This window comes from Buttiauxella sp. A111, assembly GCF_014189855.1.
GTDB classification, from domain to species: domain Bacteria; phylum Pseudomonadota; class Gammaproteobacteria; order Enterobacterales; family Enterobacteriaceae; genus Buttiauxella; species Buttiauxella selenatireducens.
Genome location: NZ_BJFN01000010.1, coordinates 19,863 through 38,714 on the forward strand (window position 1 = coordinate 19,863; position 18,852 = coordinate 38,714).

The 18,852-nt window shown below is 50.2% G+C and carries 16 protein-coding genes, 4 tRNA genes and 1 other RNA gene; 16 read left to right on the top strand and 5 right to left on the bottom strand.

Features of this window, described 5'->3' with window-relative positions:
• Nucleotides 1–14 precede the first annotated feature (14 nt).
• The 14 genes from wzzE (at nucleotide 15) to BSPA111_RS21090 (ending at nucleotide 10,577) form a co-directional block, all read left to right on the top strand.
• Complete coding sequence (wzzE, locus tag BSPA111_RS21025) at nucleotides 15–1,064, top strand: ECA polysaccharide chain length modulation protein (RefSeq protein ID WP_183273082.1); 1,050 nt, start codon at nucleotides 15–17, stop codon at nucleotides 1,062–1,064.
• A 62-nt stretch (nucleotides 1,065–1,126) separates the two neighbouring features.
• Nucleotides 1,127–2,260, top strand: a complete 1,134-nt coding sequence (gene wecB / locus BSPA111_RS21030; protein WP_183273083.1) for a non-hydrolyzing UDP-N-acetylglucosamine 2-epimerase — start codon at nucleotides 1,127–1,129, stop codon at nucleotides 2,258–2,260.
• Nucleotides 2,257–3,519, top strand: a complete 1,263-nt coding sequence (gene wecC, locus BSPA111_RS21035) for a UDP-N-acetyl-D-mannosamine dehydrogenase (protein ID WP_183273084.1) — start codon at nucleotides 2,257–2,259, stop codon at nucleotides 3,517–3,519. Before wecB ends, wecC begins: the two co-directional genes overlap by 4 nt.
• Before the next feature lie 40 nt (nucleotides 3,520–3,559).
• Nucleotides 3,560–4,234, top strand: a complete 675-nt coding sequence (gene rffC / locus BSPA111_RS21040) for a dTDP-4-amino-4,6-dideoxy-D-galactose acyltransferase (RefSeq protein WP_183273151.1) — start codon at nucleotides 3,560–3,562, stop codon at nucleotides 4,232–4,234.
• 4 nt (nucleotides 4,235–4,238) lie between these two features.
• A complete protein-coding gene (gene rffA, locus BSPA111_RS21045; protein WP_183273085.1) occupies nucleotides 4,239–5,369 on the top strand; it encodes a dTDP-4-amino-4,6-dideoxygalactose transaminase in 1,131 nt (376 codons plus the stop codon).
• A gap of 1 nt (nucleotide 5,370) precedes the next feature.
• Nucleotides 5,371–6,621 (top strand): lipid III flippase WzxE, encoded by a 1,251-nt coding sequence (wzxE, locus tag BSPA111_RS21050; RefSeq protein WP_183273086.1) that lies wholly within the window; start codon nucleotides 5,371–5,373, stop codon nucleotides 6,619–6,621.
• A complete protein-coding gene (locus BSPA111_RS21055; protein ID WP_183273088.1) occupies nucleotides 6,618–7,697 on the top strand; it encodes a TDP-N-acetylfucosamine:lipid II N-acetylfucosaminyltransferase in 1,080 nt (359 codons plus the stop codon). Before wzxE ends, BSPA111_RS21055 begins: the two co-directional genes overlap by 4 nt.
• Nucleotides 7,694–9,070, top strand: coding sequence for an ECA oligosaccharide polymerase (wzyE, locus tag BSPA111_RS21060; protein WP_183273089.1), 1,377 nt, complete (start codon nucleotides 7,694–7,696; stop codon nucleotides 9,068–9,070). The genes BSPA111_RS21055 and wzyE overlap by 4 nt, the downstream gene beginning before the upstream one ends.
• Nucleotides 9,067–9,807 (top strand): lipopolysaccharide N-acetylmannosaminouronosyltransferase, encoded by a 741-nt coding sequence (wecG, locus tag BSPA111_RS21065; RefSeq protein WP_183273090.1) that lies wholly within the window; start codon nucleotides 9,067–9,069, stop codon nucleotides 9,805–9,807. The genes wzyE and wecG overlap by 4 nt, the downstream gene beginning before the upstream one ends.
• A gap of 157 nt (nucleotides 9,808–9,964) precedes the next feature.
• Nucleotides 9,965–10,041, top strand: a tRNA-Arg gene (locus tag BSPA111_RS21070).
• Nucleotides 10,042–10,118: 77 nt separating this feature from the next.
• Nucleotides 10,119–10,194: transfer RNA gene (locus tag BSPA111_RS21075), tRNA-His, on the top strand.
• A gap of 16 nt (nucleotides 10,195–10,210) precedes the next feature.
• A tRNA-Leu gene (locus tag BSPA111_RS21080) sits at nucleotides 10,211–10,297 on the top strand.
• A gap of 37 nt (nucleotides 10,298–10,334) precedes the next feature.
• A tRNA-Pro gene (locus BSPA111_RS21085) sits at nucleotides 10,335–10,411 on the top strand.
• Nucleotides 10,412–10,447: 36 nt separating this feature from the next.
• Nucleotides 10,448–10,577, top strand: a non-coding RNA gene (locus BSPA111_RS21090) — RtT sRNA.
• Nucleotides 10,578–11,204: 627 nt separating this feature from the next.
• Here BSPA111_RS21090 and hemY read toward each other — a convergent pair.
• From hemY to hemC, 4 genes are all read right to left on the bottom strand, one after another.
• The gene (gene hemY / locus BSPA111_RS21095) at nucleotides 11,205–12,401 is read right to left on the bottom strand and encodes a protoheme IX biogenesis protein HemY (RefSeq protein WP_183273092.1); all 1,197 of its coding nucleotides are present in this window, start codon (nucleotides 12,399–12,401) and stop codon (nucleotides 11,205–11,207) included.
• A 2-nt stretch (nucleotides 12,402–12,403) separates the two neighbouring features.
• A complete protein-coding gene (hemX, locus tag BSPA111_RS21100; protein WP_183273094.1) occupies nucleotides 12,404–13,591 on the bottom strand; it encodes a uroporphyrinogen-III C-methyltransferase in 1,188 nt (395 codons plus the stop codon).
• Nucleotides 13,592–13,680: 89 nt separating this feature from the next.
• The gene (hemD, locus tag BSPA111_RS21105) at nucleotides 13,681–14,421 is read right to left on the bottom strand and encodes a uroporphyrinogen-III synthase (protein ID WP_183273095.1); all 741 of its coding nucleotides are present in this window, start codon (nucleotides 14,419–14,421) and stop codon (nucleotides 13,681–13,683) included.
• Complete coding sequence (gene hemC, locus BSPA111_RS21110) at nucleotides 14,418–15,359, bottom strand: hydroxymethylbilane synthase (RefSeq protein ID WP_183273097.1); 942 nt, start codon at nucleotides 15,357–15,359, stop codon at nucleotides 14,418–14,420. The genes hemD and hemC overlap by 4 nt, the downstream gene beginning before the upstream one ends.
• Before the next feature lie 281 nt (nucleotides 15,360–15,640).
• On the opposite strand from hemC, the gene cyaA reads away from it, so the two are divergent.
• Nucleotides 15,641–18,193 carry a class I adenylate cyclase gene (gene cyaA, locus BSPA111_RS21115; protein ID WP_183273099.1) on the top strand — a complete coding sequence of 851 codons (2,553 nt, stop codon included), beginning with the start codon at nucleotides 15,641–15,643 and terminating at the stop codon, nucleotides 18,191–18,193.
• A 2-nt stretch (nucleotides 18,194–18,195) separates the two neighbouring features.
• On the opposite strand, the gene cyaY is transcribed toward cyaA, so the two are convergent.
• Nucleotides 18,196–18,516: an iron donor protein CyaY gene (gene cyaY / locus BSPA111_RS21120; RefSeq protein ID WP_183273100.1), complete on the bottom strand. Its 321-nt coding sequence runs from the start codon at nucleotides 18,514–18,516 to the stop codon at nucleotides 18,196–18,198.
• 128 nt (nucleotides 18,517–18,644) lie between these two features.
• Here cyaY and BSPA111_RS21125 point away from each other — a divergent pair, with 128 nt between their 5' ends.
• Complete coding sequence (locus BSPA111_RS21125; RefSeq protein ID WP_183273101.1) at nucleotides 18,645–18,851, top strand: lipoprotein; 207 nt, start codon at nucleotides 18,645–18,647, stop codon at nucleotides 18,849–18,851.
• The last annotated feature ends 1 nt before the right edge of the window (nucleotide 18,852 follow it).

The window sequence follows — 18,852 nt, forward strand, 5'->3', positions numbered from 1 at the left end:
TAATTGGGGAAGTGATGAAACAAAACGTGCCAGGAAGTAACCCGGGAATGGTAGACAACGAGTTGGACATTCGTGGTTTATTCCGGACACTTTGGCAAGGTAAGTTGTGGATTGTGGGTGTGGCAGTGTTGTTTGCAGCTGTCGCGCTAATCTACACCTTCTTTGCTAAGCAGGAGTGGAGTGCTAACGCGATAACTGACCGCCCTACAGTTAATATGCTGGGTGGTTATTATTCGCAGCAGCAATTCCTGCGGAATCTTGACCTCAGAGCCAATATGCTGCCGGTTGATCAGCCGTCGGTGATGGATGAAGCTTACAAAGAATTCATCATGCAGCTATCTGCCTACGATACCCGCCGTGATTTTTGGCTGCAGACTGACTATTACAAACAACGTCAGGTCGGCAACAGTAAAGTTGATGCTGCGTTGCTAGACGAAATGGTTGATAACATTCAGTTTACAGCAGGCGACGTCACCCGTAATACCAGCGATAGCGTCAAGTTAATTGCTGAAACTGCGGCCGACGCTAACAATCTGCTGCGTCAATATGTCGCTTTTGCCAGCCAGCGTGCAGCAAGCCATCTGAATGAAGAACTGTCGGGAGCCTGGGCTGCTCGCACTGTTCAGATGAAAGCACAAGTTAAACGCCAGGAAGCCGTTGCGAAGTCAATTTTCGACCGCAAAGTGCACAGTATTGAGCAGGCGCTGAAAATCGCAGAACAGCAGAATATTTCTAAAAGTGAAACAGAAGTTCCTGCCGACGAGTTACCCGATTCTGAAATGTTCATGTTAGGACGTCCTATGTTGCAAGCACGCCTTGAAAGCCTGCAAGCGGTAGGTCCAAACTATGATATCGACTACGACCAGAATCGAGCCATGCTGTCGACGCTAAATGTTGGGCCGACGCTCGACGCTCGCTTCCAAACCTACCGCTATTTACGTACCCCTGAAGAACCTGTGAAGCGTGATAGTCCACGCCGGGCATTCTTACTGATCATGTGGGGTATGGTTGGGGCCCTGATTGGTGCTGGCGTGGCATTAGCTCGCCGTCCAAAATTGTTATAACGCCCTTACCCGGTGAAAGCTCGATGGACGGCTTTCACCTTTTTTAATAAAAGAGAATTGCTGTGAAAGTGTTAACTGTTTTTGGCACGCGCCCGGAGGCTATCAAAATGGCTCCTCTGGTTGATGCGTTGGCAAAAGATCCATTTTTTGACGCAAAAGTCTGCGTGACTGCACAGCATCGCGAGATGCTGGATCAAGTGTTGAATTTATTTTCTATCGAGCCGGATTATGATTTAAACATCATGAAGCCGGGGCAAGGGCTGACGGAAATTACCTGCCGAATTCTCGAAGGATTAAAGCCGATTCTTGAGTCCTTTAAGCCAGATGTGGTGCTGGTGCATGGCGATACGACGACGACGCTTGCCACTAGCCTGGCTGCATTTTATCAGCGTATTCCGGTCGGACATGTTGAAGCGGGTCTGCGTACTGGCGATCTGTTGTCTCCGTGGCCAGAAGAAGCGAACAGAACGATTACCGGGCATCTGGCGACATATCACTTTGCTCCGACAGAAAATTCCCGACAAAACCTGGTACGTGAAAATATCAGCGACAATAATATCTTCGTCACTGGCAATACGGTGATTGATGCGCTGATTTCTGTCCGCGATCGTGTACTTGCCGATGACAATCTGCGTAGCTCTTTGGCGCAGTGTCACCCATTCCTGGATAGCAGTAAGAAACTGATTCTGGTCACGGGGCACCGTCGCGAAAGCTTTGGTGATGGCTTTGAGCGTATTTGTCACGCTTTGGCTGAAATTGCCAAACAAAACAGCGATGTTCAGATTGTTTATCCTGTACACCTGAATCCGAATGTTAGCGAGCCTGTTACGCGCATTCTTGGGGACGTCAAAAACATAGTGTTGATCGACCCGCAGGAGTATTTGCCATTTGTCTATTTAATGAACCATGCGTATCTGATTCTGACTGACTCAGGTGGCATTCAGGAAGAAGCGCCATCGCTGGGTAAACCCGTATTGGTTATGCGTGATACCACTGAACGCCCTGAAGCTGTAGATGCAGGTACTGTTCGTTTGGTGGGGACGGATACTCAAGAGATCGTCCGCCAGGTAACGCGTTTGTTGAAAGATGAAAACGAATATGAAGTGATGAGTCGGGCACATAATCCTTACGGCAACGGTAAGGCCTGTGAACAAATTTTGGCTGCATTAAAGAAAAATCAGGTGACACAACAATGAGTTTTGCAACCATCTCTGTGATTGGTCTTGGCTATATCGGATTACCCACTGCGGCGGCATTTGCTTCTAAACAGCAAAACGTCGTAGGTGTTGATATCAACCAACATGCGGTAGATACCATAAATCGTGGTGCTATTCATATTGTTGAGCCTGACCTCGATAAGGTGGTTAAAACTGCTGTGGAAGGCGGTTTCTTACGCGCCAGCACACAACCAGTTGAAGCGGATGCTTTTTTAATTGCGGTGCCTACGCCGTTCAAAGGCGATCACGAGCCGGATATGGTTTTTGTCAAAAGCGCCGCTGACTCCATTGCGCCCGTTCTCAAGAAAGGGGCTTTGGTTATCCTGGAGTCAACTTCGCCTGTCGGTTCAACCGAGCAAATGGCGGAATGGCTCGCCGAACTTCGCCCTGACCTGACTTTCCCACAACAGGCAGGTGAAGCAGCAGATGTTAATGTTGCTTACTGCCCGGAACGCGTATTGCCAGGCCAGGTGATGGTAGAACTCATCAAAAATGATCGGGTGATTGGCGGTATGACACCGCTTTGTTCCGCGCGAGCCAGCGAACTGTACAAGATTTTCCTCGAAGGTGAGTGCATCGTGACGAACTCCCGCACTGCTGAAATGTGCAAGCTGACAGAAAACAGTTTCCGTGATGTGAACATCGCATTCGCTAACGAGCTTTCGCTGATTTGTGCTGATCAGGGGATCAATGTCTGGGAATTAATCCGCCTTGCTAACCGCCATCCGCGCGTCAATATTTTGCAGCCAGGTCCTGGCGTGGGTGGGCACTGTATCGCGGTTGACCCTTGGTTTATCGTCGCGCAGAACCCTGAACATGCACAGTTGATCCGCACCGCGCGTGAAGTCAACGACGGCAAGCCACAATGGGTTGTAAACCAGGTGAAAGCTGCCATTGCAGACTGCTTATCAGAGACGGGTAAGCGCGCCAGTGAAATCACTATTGCCTGCTTTGGGTTGGCCTTTAAACCGAATATTGATGACCTGCGTGAAAGCCCGGCGATGGAAATCGCTGAAATTATCAGTTCGTGGCATAGCGGCAAAACATGGGTTGTTGAGCCCAATGTCCACCAACTGCCAAAAGCGCTCGTTGGACACTGTGAATTAGCAACGACTGATGAAGCCCTTGCGCAGGCCGATGTCCTGGTGATGTTGGTTGATCATCAGGTATTCAAAGCCATCCCAGGTACGCAAGTCCAGCAGCGCTGGGTTGTTGATACCAAAGGGGTCTGGCGCTAGTTTTCGCCAGGCGAAAATGAAGCCGATGACGTTTTGCTCTGTGCCCGTTCAAGCAAGAATTGAATCTCTCGACTGGGAGAATCAATTCTTTGCGGTAAACAGCGGAATTCTTCGCTTTGAAGAAGACGCGCCTTTGCTGACCCTGCAACACCTCGATGCCTATGCTCGCGTACAGGCGAAAATCTCTACCCAGCAAACTGTCCTGCTTGATGGTTTGCAGCAACTCGGTTTTAAACTGGTTGAAGGGGAAGTCGATTTTGTACTGAAAGTTGGCACGCAACATGCTCCATCTTCTGTAGAGCTTGCCACAAGTGCTGATATTCCTGTGTTGCGGGATTTAGCCGCCAATATCTTCACACAAAGCCGTTTTCGTACGCCCTGGTATCAGGCAACGGATAGTGGTCGTTTCTACGCGCAATGGGTTGAGAATGCCGTGCTGGGCACCTTTGACCATGAGTGCCTGTTATTGAAAAACGGCAATGCGATACAAGGTTTTGTGAGCATGCGTCAGCTAAATGATGATGAGGCTCGTATTGGCTTGCTGGCAGGTCGTGGTGTTGGCGCTCAGCTGATGGACGCAGCCTGTTTTTGGTGTCAGCAACGTGGCCTTCAAACACTACGCGTGGCTACACAAATCAGCAATACCGCAGCTCTGCGGCGCTATGTTCAAAGCGGTGCCACTATAGAAAGCACCGCCTTCTGGTTATACAGGTGAAAAAATGATCCCATTTAATGCTCCTCCAGTAGTAGGTACGGAAATCGAATACATGCAGGCTGCGATGGGTAGCGGCAAGCTTTGTGGCGATGGCGGTTTCACGCGTCGTTGCCAGCAATGGATGGAGCACCGCTTTGGTTGCAAAAAAGTGCTGCTAACACCTTCCTGTACGGCATCACTGGAAATGGCGGCGCTGTTGTTAAATATTCAGCCCGGCGATGAAGTGATTATGCCGAGCTATACCTTTGTTTCTACTGCTAACGCTTTCGTTCTGCGTGGGGCAAAAGTGGTGTTTGTCGATATTCGTCCGGACACCATGAACATTGACGAAAAGCTGATTGAAGCGGCAATCACCGAGAAGACTCGTGCGATTGTTCCTGTTCATTACGCCGGTGTAGCCTGTGAAATGGACACCATCATGGCGATTGCCAACAAGCATAATCTGTTTGTTGTGGAAGATGCAGCGCAGGGAGTGATGTCGACCTACAAAGGCCGCGCGTTAGGGACAATTGGCCACATAGGTTGCTTCAGCTTCCATGAAACCAAAAACTATACAGCGGGTGGTGAAGGTGGTGCGACGCTGATTAATGACCCTTCGCTTATCGAGCGTGCGGAAATTATTCGCGAGAAAGGCACTAACCGCAGCCAGTTCTTCCGTGGACAGGTAGATAAATATACCTGGCGGGATATTGGCTCAAGCTACTTGATGGCCGACTTGCAGGCTGCTTATCTGTGGGCGCAACTCGAAGCGGCTGAAAAGATTAACCAACAGCGACTGAAGCTGTGGCATGCCTACTACGATGCCCTGAAACCGCTAGCTAAAGCAGGGCGCATTGAACTGCCATCTATTCCAAAAGACTGCGTGCAAAATGCGCATATGTTTTATATCAAATTGCGTGATATTGACGATCGCAGTGCTCTGATTTCCTGGCTGAAAGAGGCGGAAATTCTGGCGGTGTTCCATTACATCCCATTACATGACTGCCCGGCTGGCGAGAAGTTTGGTTACTTCCACGGCGAAGACCGTTTCACTACGCAAGAAAGTGAGCGCCTGTTGCGCCTGCCGTTGTTCTATAACCTGTCTCCTGCGAATCAACGTACTGTTATCAATACGTTGTTAAGCTTCTTCTCCTGATATGTCACTCGCGAAAGCTTCGGTGTGGACCGCAGGGTCCACACTGGTAAAAATTGCTGCCGGTTTGCTGGTGGTGAAGCTGCTTGCTGTGGCATTTGGCCCGAGTGGGGTTGGGCAGGCTGGTAACTTCCGCCAGATGGTTACCGTATTAGGCGTGCTTGCCGGGGCGGGGATCTTCAACGGCGTGACAAAATACGTCGCGCAATATCACGATCAACCCGAACAATTACGCAAGGTGATTGGCACGTCATCAGCGATGGTGCTTGGCTTCTCGACGCTTTTAGCCATCATTTTTGTTGTGGCGGCAAAACCCATTAGCCTTGGGTTATTTGGGCATGAAAATTACCAGGGGCTCGTGCGCCTGGTGGCGTTAGTGCAGATGGGGATCGCCTGGGCGAACTTGTCGCTGGCAATCATGAAAGGGTTTCGAGACGCTGCGGGTAACGCGCTGGCGCTGATTGGCGGCAGTATTATCGGTGTGATGGCGTACTACCTTTGTTATCGTCTGGGCGGTTATCAGGGAGCGTTATTGGGGCTTGCGTTAGTTCCTGCACTGGTGCTTATTCCAGCGGGAATCATGCTGGTTCGCCGTGAACACGTCCCGTTTGGTTATCTGAAACCGCAGTGGGATAAGGTTTACGCCAGCAGCCTGGGTAAGTTCACGATCATGGCGTTGATTACGTCCGTGACGTTACCCGTGGCTTACGTGATGATGCGTAACCTGCTTGCCGCGCACTACAGCTGGGATGATGTTGGAATCTGGCAGGGGGTGAGCAGTATTTCAGATGCCTATCTGCAATTTATCACCGCTTCGTTTAGCGTCTATCTGTTGCCAACGCTTTCACGCTTAACCAACAAATCTGATATTAGTCGCGAGATTGTTCGTTCGCTGAAATTCGTGCTGCCCGCGGTGGCTCTGGCAAGTTTCACCGTCTGGCTATTGCGCGACTTTGCTATCTGGTTACTTTTTTCACATAAATTCATCGCGATGCGCGATCTCTTTGCCTGGCAGTTGGTGGGGGATGTGCTGAAAGTGGGTTCGTACGTATTTGGTTATTTAGTGATAGCGAAAGCCTCGCTTCGCTTCTATATCTTGACGGAAATCAGCCAGTTCACATTATTGACCGGTTTTTCACATTGGCTTATACCTGCGCATGGTGCTCTGGGGGCCGCGCAGGCCTATATGGCAACGTACATCATTTACTTCACGCTCTGTTGCAGCGTTTTTCTCATTTATCGTAGACGAGCATGACGACACTGATTCACGTTTTGGGATCGGATATCCCGCATCATAATCAAACGGTACTGCGTTTCTTCAATGACGCACTGGCTGTCTCAAATCCGCATGCACGCCAGTTTATGGTGGTGTCAAAGGACGACGCTTTGCTTTCCGCTTTTCCTGCGCTTGCCATAACGCTTTATCCCACCAAAAAAGCGCTGGCGCAGGCTGTTGTGGTAAAAGCTCGAGCTAACCGCCAACAACGCTTTTTCTTCCACGGCAACTTTAACAGTGCGCTGTGGATAGCACTGTTGACCGGTGGTTTGAAACCCGCCCAGATGTACTGGCATATTTGGGGCGCTGATCTTTACGAGGCCTCGAAGAGCTTAAAATTTCGGGCTTTTTACCTGCTGCGTCGCATCGCGCAGGGCCGTGTCGGGCGCGTGTTTGCCACCCGGGGGGACCTGAACTATTTCCATGAACGTCACCCACGCGTGCCGGGTGAGCTGATTTATTTCCCAACAAGAATGGACTTATTGCCTGAGAGTAACGCTTGCGAAGACGTCAAAACGGGGAAAATGACATTGTTAGTCGGGAATTCCGGCGATCTTAGCAACCAGCATATTGCAGCGTTGAAAGCGATTCATACCCAGTTTGGCGACACGGTACGCGTCGTGGTCCCGATGGGGTATCCTGGCAATAATGACGCCTATATTCATGAAGTGCAGCAAGCGGGGCGGGCGCTCTTTAGCGAAGAAAACCTGCAAATCCTAACGGAAAAAATGGACTTCAACGAGTATGTGGCTCTGTTACGCCAATGCGATCTGGGGTATTTCATTTTTGATCGCCAGCAAGGCATCGGTACGCTCTGCTTGCTTATCCAGGCGGGGATCCCTTGTGTACTCAGCCGCAAAAATCCTTTCTGGCAGGACATGACCGAGCAGCATATCCCGGTGTTGTTTACGGGCGATCCGTTGAATGAGTCGATAGTGCGCGAAGCGCAGCGTCAACTACGCTTACTGGATAAACAACAAATCGCCTTCTTTAATCCAAATTACATCGATGGCTGGAAACGGGCACTGGAAATTGCATCAGGAGAAACCGCATGAGTTTGCTGCAATTTGGCGGTTTGTTTGTGGTCTGGTTTGCCTCAGTGATGTTCATTGGCATTTTAACGTACCAGGAATTCCGACGGGTGCGTTTCAATTTTAATGTGTTCTTCTCACTGCTGTATTTGCTGACGTTTTTCTTTGGCTTCCCGTTTACCTGCACCCTGGTGTTTCGCTTCGGTGTGGCAGTCGTGCCGGCAGATGTGTTGCTCCAGGCTCAACTCGCTGCCGTGTGTTTCTACGGTATCTATTATGTCGCTTACAAAACGCGACTGCGTGAAAAGCGAACCACAACGGTTCGGCGTCCTGTCTTTACCATGAACCGGGTCGAGACTCATCTCACGTGGGTGATGTTGATGGTGGTGGCGCTGGTAAGCGTCGGCATCTTCTTTATGCATAATGGATTTTTGTTATTTAAGCTGCATTCTTATAGCCAAATATTCTCCAGCGAAGTGTCGGGCGTTGCGTTAAAGCGTTTCTTCTACTTCTTTATTCCCGCGATGCTGGTGGTCTATTTCCTGAAACAAGATGGGCGAGCCTGGCTGTTCTTTCTGGTCAGCACGGTAGCCTTTGGTCTGCTGACCTACATGATTGTCGGCGGTACACGCGCCAATATCATCATCGCATTCGCCATTTTCTTGTTCATCGGCATTATCCGCGGTTGGATTTCGCTATGGATGCTGGTGGCTGCGGGCGTCTTTGGCATTGTTGGGATGTTCTGGCTGGCGTTGAAACGCTACGGTCTGAACGTCAGCGGCGATGAAGCGTTTTATACCTTCTTGTACCTGACGCGCGATACCTTCTCTCCATGGGAAAACCTGGGATTACTACTGCAAAATTACGACAAAATTGAGTTCCAGGGACTGGCCCCGATCTTGCGTGATTTTTATGTCTTTATCCCAACCTGGTTATGGCCAGGTAGGCCGAGCATCGTTCTGAACAGTGCGAACTACTTTACCTGGGAAATTCTCAACAACCATTCTGGGCTGGCGATTTCACCTACCTTAATTGGCTCGCTGGTGGTGATGGGCGGAGTGTGGTTTATCCCGCTGGGCGCGGTGGTGGTGGGACTCATCATCAAATGGTTCGACTGGTTATATGAATTGGGCAATCGGGAAACCAATAAATACAAAGCGGCCATTTTGCATAGTTTCTGCTTCGGGGCGATCTTCAACATGATTGTTCTGGCGCGAGAAGGGTTGGACTCCTTCGTTTCACGTGTGGTGTTTTTCCTGATGGTATTTGGCGTCTGTTTGATGCTCGCGAAATTGCTTTACTGGTTATTTGATAGTGCGGGGCTGGTGCATCAACGGTTACGGCGTTCACCGAAAATTACCTCCGGCACCCAAAATGCATCACAAGGAATATCATGAGTCCACTGACTACAGCACCTTCATACGCTATTCGTGGCCTGGATCTTCTTGGCTGGCGCGATATGCAGCACGCTCTGGATTACCTCTATGCAGATGGTTCGCTGCGCTGCGGTACTTTGGTGGCGATTAACGCTGAGAAAATACTCGCCGCAGAGCGTGAGCAAGAAGTGCGAACGCTAATCCTGGAGGCGGAATACAAATACGCTGACGGTATAAGCGTGGTTCGTTCTATCCGTAAAAAATTCCCCGGTGCGGTCGTGTCGCGAGTGCCAGGTGCTGATCTATGGGAAGCGCTGATGCAGCGCGCAGGGCAAGAAGGCACACCGGTTTTCCTCATCGGTGGCAAACCGGAAATACTGGCGCAAACAGAGGCCAAACTGCGCAAGCAGTGGCAGGTGAATATTGTCGGCAGTCAGGATGGGTACTTCAACGCGGAACAGCAGCCAGCTTTGTTTGAGCGTATTCGCGACAGTGGTGCTGCGATTGTGACGGTTGCGATGGGATCGCCACGGCAGGAAATCTTTATGCGTGATTGCCGTAAGGTGCATCCTGATGCGTTGTATATGGGCGTTGGCGGTACCTATGACGTGTTTACGGGCCATGTGAAGCGTGCACCAAAAATATGGCAGAACCTTGGTCTGGAATGGCTTTACCGCTTGTTGTCGCAACCGAGCCGTATCACGCGCCAAATAAAACTGCTGCGTTACCTGGCCTGGCATTATACCGGTCGCCTTTAAAATATCCCTTTGTGTGCAGATAAAGTGAGTTTGATGGGTGAAATTGGCTGGATAATCATCAGAATGTGCAAAGCATGACCAAATGCGCATTTTATTTAAATAAGCACTAGACAGCCGAGCATGAAGGCCGTAATATCCGACCCCGCAACGGCGCTATGCGCCCGTAGCTCAGCTGGATAGAGCGCTGCCCTCCGGAGGCAGAGGTCTCAGGTTCGAATCCTGTCGGGCGCACCATCTTTATTAAGAAGGGCGTTGGAGCTGCGGCGGCACTTCTTTCTAAGAAAGTTGGCCGTGCAAAAAAGTTTTCAGTGGTGGCTATAGCTCAGTTGGTAGAGCCCTGGATTGTGATTCCAGTTGTCGTGGGTTCGAGTCCCATTAGCCACCCCATTAATTTAGTGATATTGCGAAGGTGGCGGAATTGGTAGACGCGCTAGCTTCAGGTGTTAGTGTTCTTACGGACGTGAGGGTTCAAGTCCCTCTCTTCGCACCATCTCTAAGTTAAGTAGTAAGTAGTAAAAGCAGTATTTCGGCGAGTAGCGCAGCTTGGTAGCGCAACTGGTTTGGGACCAGTGGGTCGGAGGTTCGAATCCTCTCTCGCCGACCAAATTCAAGAAAACCCAACCGCAAGGTTGGGTTTTTTTACGTCTGTAGTTTATAGAGGAAGAGAACCTCCGAAGGAGGTTTGAGCCGAGCGCAGCGAGACAACATTGCCTTAGCAACGGCCCGCAGGGCGAGTCACGCAGTGGCGAGTAATCCTCTCTCGCCGACCAATTTTAGAAAAAGCCAACCTTCGGGTTGGCTTTTTTGCATCTGAAGTTTATAGAGGATGAGAACCTCCGAAGGGGGTTTGAGCCTGGTGCCGTGAGACAACATTGCTTTAGCTCAGTCTCAATTTCACGACATTGTGGTTTTAATTGTCGTTGTTTGGTGACTTATAACTATTTAATAAATAACAAAAATTTTATTAAAGCGTATTGATGTCTCTAAAAAGAGACACTATTGCGATGAGATTAATGAGTGAAAGCAACGGACCAGGCACCTGAAAGTCCTCCGGTAACATGCTGAATGCAAAACGATTACATGCTCATATTAATTTTGAATACAAACATGGCACGTATCGTGCAATAATATATCTGTAGATGCTCATTCCACTTCTTATGTTTGCTTAGGCTTCATAAACCCAGGAATGACGCAGAGCCGATTTACGGTGCTTATCGTCCACCGACAGATGTCGTCTTTCAGACCTCATCCAACACCATGGACATAACGTTGAGTGAAGCACCATTTAGTTGTCATACAGACCTGTTTTAACACCTGCCTTTTGGCGGGTGTTTTTTTTTGCTTTCAGAAAGGGAAGCGAGAAAGGGAAAAGGGCGAAAGATTTCGCCCTTAGTGGACTACGTATTAGGATTATTTTGCAGAGTTAACAACAGGCCGTCACGACGCATGGTCGCCGCTTCTTCAGGTTGGTGCAGACGATCCAGACAATCTGCCAGCCAGGCGTAATCAAACGCATCAGGGCGCTGTTTGATGGCTTCGCGGAATGCCTCGCATGCGGGTTGCCATTCACCGTGCTTCATCAGCAACTGTCCCAGTGTGCTGTAAAGCAACGGACGATCGCCCTGAGTTTTGATCTGCTGACGAAGGGCTTTTTCGAGTTGCTCTGGGTTTCCTGATTTCAAACGCGGCATCAGCAACACCAGACGTTCATCAAACTGGCGTTTTAGACCATCAAGGATAATTTCCTGCGCAGCGTCATGATCGTCACATTCAATGAGATGCTCCGCCATAGCGACCTGCAACGCCGTCTCGTGGCGTGTTTTACGGCTTTGGTTTTTCCACCAGGTTTTCAGGCCATCGTTACCTTGATCAGCCATCGCCTGATCCATCAAACCAATCCAGGCCTGGCGCTGAAGCTCTGCACGATGGGCTTCATCACTAACCTGTACTTTGTCCATTGCTGGCAAAATATCAAGCAGCGATCCCCACGCACCGGTACGAACATAAGCCATTTCAGCCAGACGCAGAACTTCTGGATGACGCGGAGCCGTTTCCAGTAATTTATCCACACCATGACGCGCTGCGTGATTCTCATTGCGAGCCAGTTGCAGGCGTACACGGGTAATTTCTACTGGTAACTGATCGTGGTCTGCCAGCTCTGCCGCACGTTCGAGATGTTGGTTTGCCCGGATTTCATCGCCGCGCTGTTGTGCAGCTTCGGCGGCCAGCAAATAGTTCACCACTGGCTGTTCCGCATGATCGGCATTTTTCAGCATGAGCTTTTCAACTTGCTGATAATCACCTTCTGCCAGTTTCAGCAATGCAGCTTTAGTTTGCTTACGCGCACGGCTGCTTTTACGTCCAACAAACCAACCACGTGTACGAGCACCGGTACGGAAAACACGACGCAGTAGCCACTCGATGGCGAACAGCACAACCATGCTCAGGATAAGAATGATCACCAGGCCCGTGACGCTGGTTTCCACGTTGTAATTGTCAGTCTGGATCAGCACATAGCCCTGATGCCCGGCAAGCATCGGCCCGAGGACGATCCCGGCGATCAACAACAGAAAGAGTAATAAGACTTTAATCATGCTTATTCTCCTTGAGTCGGTGCAGGCACCGGTGCTGGTACAGGTTCAGTTGGGACTGGAGCTGGCGCTGCGGTACTCGCAGCGGGCTGAGCGAGTAAATTGCGCACCCGAGTCTGCATCAGTTTTTCCAGCAAAGGTTGGCTTTCCAGCGTTTGCGGCACATCCATATTGATGCTTTGCTGGCTGAGAGAGTCCAGTTCATCGAGGAACGATTTGGTCACACTGTCGTTGGTATCGTAATAGGCACGAACCCAGGTAGAGACATTCTCCAGCGACTGCTTATAGGTTTCATCCTGATGACGTGGAACGGCTTGCGCTGCAACCAGCAGACGCGAGCGGATATTCTCACGCAGATAAACATCCTGGTTTGGTGCCAGAAGCGGAACCGCTGTTTCATCACGACGACGAATAGTAATGAAACTATCCATAAAGTTGTGCCAGCTTTTTGCCAGGTTCTGACGCCATTCCGTGACGGTGCTTGAAAGCTCGCTACCATCAGAGTCCATCGGCGTGTCATCGGTATTATTGTCTGCAAGGCGCAAGTTATCGACTTGATTAGAAAGCTGATTTAGCTTGAGGATAATCCCGTCGTAATCGACCTGAGTAATAGAAGACAGTGCAGCAATGTCATCTGTCAGCGCACGGCGAGCAACAAGCAGACTCGGATCATTCATGTCAGCAAGGCTGGCATCTGCACTTTTCAAAAGTGCAGCGGCGGTAGTGACATCCTGATCGCTCCACAGTTTTCGACCGGCCAGTTTCACCAGGAAATCGGACTGTGCTAACAGCCAGGTTTTCGCATCACTTCCAGAAATCGTCGCCACTTTTTGCTGTACTTCATCAAGCTCACGCGCCAGATTCGCCTGCTGACGATTCGACTCTTCGAGAGCCGACGCTTGCTGCTTGATGGTCGTTTCCAGCGCTGATTGCTGCTGTTCTTGCTGCTTTTGTAAGGCGATTAACTGTGTTGCCAGGGCATCGGTGTTGGCCGTTTGCGCCGCCGCCTGATGCTTGCCATAACTGTAAAGACCGCCACCTAGCGCCAGGGCAATAGCAATGGCAATCGCACCCAGGGCAATTCCGGCAATACCATTACGATTTTTTTTTGGTGGTTGTTCTGGAAGCGGTGCGCTTTCCACCGCAGGTGTGGTCTCTTCAACCATGGCGGAGGTATTCTGTTGTTCCGTCATTGTAGCGTCCCATTATTGTATACCCGTCAAAATCCAAGTTGCATGTGCGTCGCCGCCTTCCTGTAACTCGAATTATCTTAGGTTAAAGTTTATTGTAACGCGCGAAGCAGCGCGTCATTGTCTGCGTTATCGGCGACCCGAATATCTTGCCAGCCCAGATCCCGGGCAAGGTCTGCCAGACGCTCACTAACAACTAAGAGTTGGCAGTGGAGTAACCAGTTTTTTCGATACCATTCGGGAATGAGCGCATAAAGTTGCTGTAGCATTTCACCGCTGGTCACGACCAGCGTTGAAACCCCACGCTCGCGCCAGCGAAAGGCTTCTTCTGTTCCATCATAAATTCTGGCACTTCTTTGGTAACATTCGCAGAACGTCACTTCTGCACCGCGTTCTGTCAGCGTTTCACCTAACAGTTCACGGCCACCATTGCCGCGTAAAATGAGCGCTCGTTTCCCGGCAACATTCTGTAATTCAGGTAATTGTAGCAAGACTTCCGACGTTTCCCGATCTTGTGGATAACGAACCGGCAAATGGCTGACTGTATGAAACGCTAATGCAGTCGTACGTCCAATCGCAAACCAGGCAAGATTTGCAGGCCATGACATCGCATTTTGGCTTAATTGTGGCTGGGCATAATGTATGACGTGCTGCGATAGAACGAAAACCAGATCGCCTGCGGAAAGGCTCGCGAGCATTGCCGGCAGTTTGTCCAACTGTCGGCCTGGGGAAAACTCGATGAGAGGGAAGCTGTACGCCACCTGCCCCAGTGCGCGCAGTCTGCTCACTAACTCGTCCCCTGCGGGCGAAGGGCGGGTGACAAGGATCGTCATGCCGGAGCATCTCCGTCATAAACTGCGGCCAGAATTTCACGGGCGCCTTTATCAAGGAGTTCTTCAGCAAGGGAAACACCCATGGCTTCGGCATCTTCTGGTTTACCACGACGTTCACCGCGAACCAGGATTGAACCATCGGGTGCGCCTACTAATGCCCGCAGCCATAACTCGCCATTGCTTAATTCGGCATAGCTGCCGATTGGCACCTGGCATCCGCCTTCAAGACGCATGTTCATGGCGCGCTCTGCGCGGACGCGAATCGCTGTTTCTTCGTGATTTAGCGACTCAAGCAACTCCTGAGTACGTATATCGTCAAGGCGACACTCGATTCCGACAGCTCCCTGGCCCACAGCGGGAAGAGAAACTTCAGCTGGCAAGGCGTAACGAATGCGGGATTGCAATTCAAGGCGGTTAAGACCGGCGACGGCAAGAATAATCGCATCGTAGTCACCGTTATCGAGTTTACCCAAACGGGTGCCGACGTTGCCGCGTAATGAACGAATGACCAGGTCCGGGCGACGCTCGGCAATCTGGCATTGGCGGCGGAGGCTTGATGTACCGACTACGCTGCCAGCCGGCAAATCATCAAGGTTGGCGAAATTGTTGGAAACAAAGGCATCACGTGGATCATCGCGCTCGCAAATTGTCACCAGGCCAAGCCCTTCAGGAAACTCGACAGGTACATCTTTCATTGAATGCACTGCGATATCTGCACGCCCTTCAAGAAGGGCGAGCTCTAACTCTTTGACAAACAATCCCTTGCCGCCAACTTTTGCCAGCGGTGTATCAAGAATGATGTCGCCACGCGTAACCATAGGCACCAGTTCAACCGTGAGCTGGGGATGGTTCGCCATCAGGCGTTGTTTGACATAATGTGCTTGCCAAAGTGCTAATGGGCTTTGGCGAGTGGCAATTCTTAATACATTGTCTAACATTGCTAGTTACCGTAATTATCGTCCCTGACCATCCTACCACTCTTCACGGAAGGCTGTCAGTTTCAACGGTTTTTCGGAAAAGAGGGATGTCTTTCGTATTATGGAATATAAAGCAGGGAGCCGGAGAGGAACTTGGCGTGTAGCGCATCTTTCTTTACGGTCAACCAGCAAGGTGTTAAATTGATCACGTTTCCAGCAATTCTTTGCCTTGTCGTTTATAATAGAGGCAACAACCGGGAAACGGGTTTTTTCGAAATACTGAAACCATCAGGCGATATGTCTTGTACCTCTATATTGAGACTCTTAAACAGAGACTGGATGCCATTAACCAACTGCGTGTAGATCGCGCACTTGCTGCCATGGGGCCTGCTTTCCAACAGGTCTACAGTCTTCTGCCAACATTGCTACATTATCATCACCCGCTGATGCCAGGTTACCTTGAGGGTAACGTTCCACATGGCATTTGCATCTACACGCCTGATGAAACCCAACGCCACTACCTAAACGAACTCGAATTGATGCGTGGCATGCCGCCGCAGAAAACCGATCTGGGTGAATTACCTATTACAGGTCTTTATTCAATGGGCAGCACCTCGTCCGTTGGGCAGAGCTGTTCATCCGATTTGGATATTTGGGTGTGTCACCAGTCCTGGCTCGATAACGACGAGCGCCAGTTACTGCAACGCAAATGTAGTGTGCTGGAAAGCTGGGCAGCATCCTTAGGTGTTGAAGTCAGCTTCTTCCTGATTGACGAAAACCGCTTCCGCCACAATGAAAGTGGCAGCCTGGGCGGCGAAGATTGTGGTTCTACACAACACATCTTGTTGCTGGATGAATTTTATCGTACTGCGGTGCGCCTGGCCGGGAAACGTATTCTCTGGAGTATGGTTCCGGGTGATGAAGAAGATCATTACGACGATTACGTGATGAGTCTCTATTCTCAGGGCGTGCTCACACCAAACGAGTGGCTTGATCTCGGTGGTTTAAGTTCCCTTTCGGCTGAAGAGTACTTTGGTGCCAGCCTTTGGCAGCTCTATAAAAGTATCGACTCCCCTTATAAAGCGGTGCTGAAAACGCTGCTGCTGGAAGCTTATTCCTGGGAATATCCAAACACGCGTTTGCTGGCAAAAGACATCAAACAACGTTTGCATGATGGTGAGATAGTCTCTTTCGGGCTTGATCCGTATTGCATGATGTTGGAACGAGTAACCCACTATCTTTCGCAAATCGAAGACAACGCACGTCTGGATTTAGTGCGCCGTTGCTTCTATCTCAAAGTGTGCGAAAAACTTTCCCGTGAACGTGCGTGCGTTGGCTGGCGTCGTGAAGTATTAAGCCAACTGGTCAAAGATTGGGGCTGGGACGAAGCACGCCTGGCGATGCTGGATAACCGCGCCAACTGGAAAATAGACCAGGTTCGTGATGCACATAACGAGCTTCTGGATGCGATGATGCAAAGCTATCGCAACCTGATTCGTTTCGCGCGCCGCAATAATCTGAGCGTCAGTGCAAGCCCACAAGATATTGGTGTTTTAACCCGTAAATTGTATGCGGCGTTTGAAGCGCTGCCGGGCAAAGTGACATTGGTTAACCCACAGATCTCCCCTGATCTGTCTGAACCCAATCTGACCTTTATCCATGTGCCGCCGGGCCGTGCCAACCGTTCAGGCTGGTATCTGTACAACCGTGCGCCGAACATGGACTCCATCATCAGCCATCAACCGCTGGAATATAACCGTTATCTTAATAAGCTGGTGGCATGGGCCTACTTCAATGGCTTGCTGACTTCCCGCACCCGTCTGTTTATTAAGGGCAACGGTATTTGTGATTTACCAAAACTGCAGGAAATGGTTGCCGATGTGTCGCACCATTTCCCGCTGCGTTTGCCTGCACCAACAGCGAAAGCGTTGTATAGCCCATGTGAAATTCGCCATTTAGCTATTATCGTTAACCTCGAATATGACCCGACAGCGGCATTCCGCAATCAGGTTGTTCATTTCGATTTCCGTAAGCTGGATGTATTCAGTTTCGGGCAGCAACAGCAGTGCCTGGTGGGAAGCGTTGATTTGCTTTACCGCAACTCATGGAATGAAGTGCGTACGCTGCACTTCAATGGTGAACAGTCCATGATTGAAGCCCTGAAAACGATTCTGGGCAAAATGCACCAGGATGCGGCGCCACCTGATAGCGTTGAAGTTTTCTGCTATAGCCAGCATCTGCGTGGGCTAATCCGCACTCGAGTACAGCAACTGGTTTCTGAATGTATCGACTTCCGTTTGTCGAGCACTCGCCAGGAGCCTGGCCGCTTTAAAGCGTTGCGGATCTCTGGCCAAACGTGGGGACTGTTCTTCGAACGTCTAAGCGTATCGGTGCAAAAACTAGAAAATGCGGTCGAGTTCTACGGCGCGATTTCGCATAACAAACTGCATGGTTTGTCAGTGCAAGTTGAAACCAACCAGGTTCAACTGCCGTCGGTGGTCGATGGGTTTGCCAGCGAAGGGATCATTCAATTCTTCTTTGAAGAAGCGAATGAGGATCAAGGATTCAATATCTACATTCTTGATGAGAGCAACCGGGCAGAGGTATATCACCACTGCGAAGGTAGCAAAGAAGATTTAGTGCGTGACGTTAGCCGTTTCTACTCATCGTCGCACGATCGCTTTACCTACGGCTCAAGCTTTATCAACTTCAACCTGCCGCAGTTTTATCAGATTGTGAAAGTGGATGGGCGCTCTCAGATCATTCCGTTCCGCAACCAGGCTATCACAGCAGCGACGCCAGCTAATCATGACGATAGCTCAACACCGCTGCTTCAACAGTACAGCAATAGCTAAAGCTAGCTAAAACTAACCGGCTCTCCGGCTTGCTGCGTGCAAGCCTCTTCCAGCAACGCCCAAAACTCAGCGCCGCTGCGATCGCAAATCCAGAGATCCCCTTTCAGGTCAAAATGGTAGCCGCCACTTTTGGTCGCAAGCCAGACCTGATGCAGAGGCTCCTGGCGATTGATAATAATTTTGCTGCGGTTCTCAAAACTCAGGCTCAGCACGCCACCATTGATTTCGCAGTCAATATCGCTGTCCCCATCCCAGTCATCCAGGCGTTCTTCGATTGTTGACCACAGGCCATCAGCCAGGCGATGAAATTCACTGTCGTTCATATCTTTTTCTCAGTTGTTCGTCTTCAGGGCAGTATAAAAGCAACACCCGTGAATAGAAAAGAGTATTGCTTTTCAGGGATCACCTGCGATGATAGAAGACAGAATATTGGATTACAGGCATCTCAATAATGAAGAAAATTTTCTGCCCACTGGCATTTATGCTGGCACTTTTCAGTCTTTCTGGCTGCGGTCTTAAAGGGCCTCTGTACTTTCCGCCTGCCGATGGTAAAACCAAACCCGCGACTCAGGTAAGCCCTGAGAAAAAGACCCAATCGGCGACGCCAGACCGCAATAATCGTGGTACGGATAACGCACCGACTCAGGTTATCTACTAGC

Coding starts and splice junctions, on each gene's coding strand:
- wzzE (WP_183273082.1), top strand. CDS start 15: ATGAAACAAAACGTGCCAGGAAGTAACCCGGGAATGGTAGACAACGAG.
- wecC (WP_183273084.1), top strand. CDS start 2,257: ATGAGTTTTGCAACCATCTCTGTGATTGGTCTTGGCTATATCGGATTA.
- rffA (WP_183273085.1), top strand. CDS start 4,239: ATGATCCCATTTAATGCTCCTCCAGTAGTAGGTACGGAAATCGAATAC.
- wzxE (WP_183273086.1), top strand. CDS start 5,371: ATGTCACTCGCGAAAGCTTCGGTGTGGACCGCAGGGTCCACACTGGTA.
- BSPA111_RS21055 (WP_183273088.1), top strand. CDS start 6,618: ATGACGACACTGATTCACGTTTTGGGATCGGATATCCCGCATCATAAT.
- wzyE (WP_183273089.1), top strand. CDS start 7,694: ATGAGTTTGCTGCAATTTGGCGGTTTGTTTGTGGTCTGGTTTGCCTCA.
- wecG (WP_183273090.1), top strand. CDS start 9,067: ATGAGTCCACTGACTACAGCACCTTCATACGCTATTCGTGGCCTGGAT.
- hemY (WP_183273092.1), bottom strand. CDS start 12,401: ATGATTAAAGTCTTATTACTCTTTCTGTTGTTGATCGCCGGGATCGTC.
- hemX (WP_183273094.1), bottom strand. CDS start 13,591: ATGACGGAACAACAGAATACCTCCGCCATGGTTGAAGAGACCACACCT.
- hemD (WP_183273095.1), bottom strand. CDS start 14,421: ATGACGATCCTTGTCACCCGCCCTTCGCCCGCAGGGGACGAGTTAGTG.
- hemC (WP_183273097.1), bottom strand. CDS start 15,359: ATGTTAGACAATGTATTAAGAATTGCCACTCGCCAAAGCCCATTAGCA.
- cyaY (WP_183273100.1), bottom strand. CDS start 18,516: ATGAACGACAGTGAATTTCATCGCCTGGCTGATGGCCTGTGGTCAACA.
- BSPA111_RS21125 (WP_183273101.1), top strand. CDS start 18,645: ATGAAGAAAATTTTCTGCCCACTGGCATTTATGCTGGCACTTTTCAGT.